General features: G+C 72.6%; 2 protein-coding genes. Both read right to left on the bottom strand.

The genetic code is table 11. The features are described 5' to 3' along the window. Nucleotides 1-821: hypothetical protein (locus QH283_RS01625; RefSeq protein WP_280501241.1), on the bottom strand; the 821-nt coding region annotated here is incomplete at its 3' end. A gap of 61 nt (nt 822-882) precedes the next feature. After that, nucleotides 883-1,872: a 16S rRNA (cytosine(1402)-N(4))-methyltransferase RsmH gene (gene rsmH, locus QH283_RS01630; protein ID WP_432420639.1), complete on the bottom strand. Its 990-nt coding sequence runs from the start codon at nt 1,870-1,872 to the stop codon at nt 883-885. Nucleotides 1,873-2,307: the final 435 nt, after the last annotated feature.

Consider the following 2,307-nt stretch of genomic DNA (forward strand, 5'->3'; position numbering starts at 1 on the left):
GCCGAGACCGGTGGCGCGCCGTCCGGCGCCGGTGGCTGTCCGTCGGCGAGCTGCCCCTCCGCCGGAGCGGCGGCCGCCGGCACCCCCTGCGGCGGGACATCCTGCGCCGGAACACCCTCTACCGGTTGTCCTTCGGCGGGCAGACCGTCGGCGGGCGCGACCGGCAGGCCCTCGGCGGGTTCGCCCGGCGCGGGAGCAGGCGCGGGCGCGGCGGGGGTCGGCTGCGGGTCGGCCGGATCGGCCGGACGGGCCGGGGTGACCGCCGCCGTCACCGGGATCACCTGCTCGCCCTGGGCGAGCGGATCGGAGGGATCGCGCGGCACCGTGTTCAACGGCGGGGCGGGCGTGCCGTGCACCGGGGTCGGGGTGCCGATCACGATCACCTCGCCGTCCGGGCCGATGAGCAGCCTGGCCGGATCGTCGGCGGGGATCATGCCGAGTTCGCGGGCGCGGGCGGCGAGTTCGGGCGCGGAGTCGGCGGCCTCCACCTCGCGCTGCAGCGCGGCGCGCTCCTCGGCCAGGGTGCGGTTGAGCTGCCTGGCGTCGCTGAGCTGATAGCTGTCCTCGGCGGCGCGGGTGGTCAACAGCAGGGTCAGCGCCAGACCGCAACCGAGCAGGGCGATGATGGCGGCGACGAAGGGGATGCGCCCCGACATCGCCGAGCGGTCGCGTGGCAACCTCGGCGTGTCGGTGAGATGTTCGGCGCGCAGCCGCCGCTTGGCGTAGGCGCGTTGGGCGGCACCGGATTTGACCCGATCGGCAGCCTGCACGCGACGGGCGACCCGTCCCGGCGAAGGTACCGTGCGCGTCCGAATACTCATGGCGTCGTCGCCTCCTCTGCTCCGCATGGACATCCCCACCCCGTCGACTCCGGCCATCGGCTCACGAAGGTCTCTCGATCCGCTCGGCCGCCCGCATCCGCACCGGCGCGGCCCGCGGGTTCTCCTCGATCTCCGCCTCGGTCGCCTTCTCGGCGCCGCGCGTCAGCAAGCGGAATTCCGGTCCCATGCCGGGCAGTTCGACCGGCAGGTCCATCGGCGTCCGCGAACTCGTGCGCGCGGCCAGTTCGTGCTTGACGACCCTGTCCTCGAGCGACTGATAGGACATGACCACGATCCGCCCGCCCAAACGCAGCGCGTCCAGCGCCGCGGGCAGCGCCGCCCGCAGCGAGTCGAGTTCGCCGTTGACCTCCACCCGCAGCGCCTGGAAGGTGCGCTTGGCCGGATGCCCGCCGGTGCGGCGGGCGGCGGCCGGGATCGTCTCGTAGAGCAGTTCCACCAGTTCCCCACTGCTGGTGAAGGGTTTGCGCGCGCGCCTGCGCACCACCTCCGAGGCGATCTTGCCCGCGAAACGCTCCTCGCCGTAGGTCTTGAGCACCCTGGCCAGATCGCCGTGGCTGTAGGTGTTGAGCACGTCGGCGGCGGTCGGGCCGCTCGTCGGGTCCATGCGCATGTCCAGCGGCGCGTCCACCGAGTAGGCGAAGCCGCGCTCGGCCTCGTCGAGTTGCATCGAGGACACCCCGAGGTCCATCAGGATGCCCGCGACCGAGCCGGCCGGGTCGAGTCCCGCACCCGCGAGCGCGTCGGCGATGCCGTCGTATCGGGTGTGCACCAAAGTGATCCGGTCGGCGAACGGCGCCAGCCGCTCACCGGCGAGGCGCAGCGCCTCGGTGTCGCGGTCGAGGCCGATCAGCCGCAGCCGCGGGTAGGTGCGCAGGAAGTGTTCGGCGTGACCGCCCAGACCCAGTGTGGCGTCGACGTATATCGCGTCCTCACCGGCCAGCGCGGGACCGAGCAACTCGTCGGCGCGGCGCAACAGGACCGGGACATGACGGGCGGCGCCTGGTTCACGGTTCACCTCGACCTCCCGGATTCTGCCTCGCGCTCGTCGGTACCGTGACGGGCATCCGGCGGAGTCGCCTCCGGCCGGTGCACACGGGTCGCTCTGTGCCGCTTGCCTTCTCGCCGCTCTGCCGGCCGCTGCTGGTGGTGCCGCTGGTGTCGATGTCGCTGCTCGTCTTGCCGTTCGCCTGTGCCTGTCGCGTGAGCCGGGAGGCACAGCGCCGGATGGCCCTGCGCGCGCAGCTCTCGTGGGGATGTCACGCCTGAATGTTCGTGTGGGCCGGTCATATCGGTCCTGATCGCCGAGGGCGGGTGGCGCGTGGTGCCAGCCCGCCACCGCACCAGGCGGCGGGGAAGTACGCCAGGGGCCGCGCGCGGCCAGAGACCCCCCCGCCCACGCACGCCCCGCGATAAAAAACCGCCCCGCGACACCTCAAACACAATCGCCTAAAACAACACCTGCTAA

It is taken from the genome of Nocardia farcinica, assembly GCF_029867845.1.
Classification (GTDB): Bacteria; Actinomycetota; Actinomycetes; order Mycobacteriales; family Mycobacteriaceae; genus Nocardia; species Nocardia farcinica_A.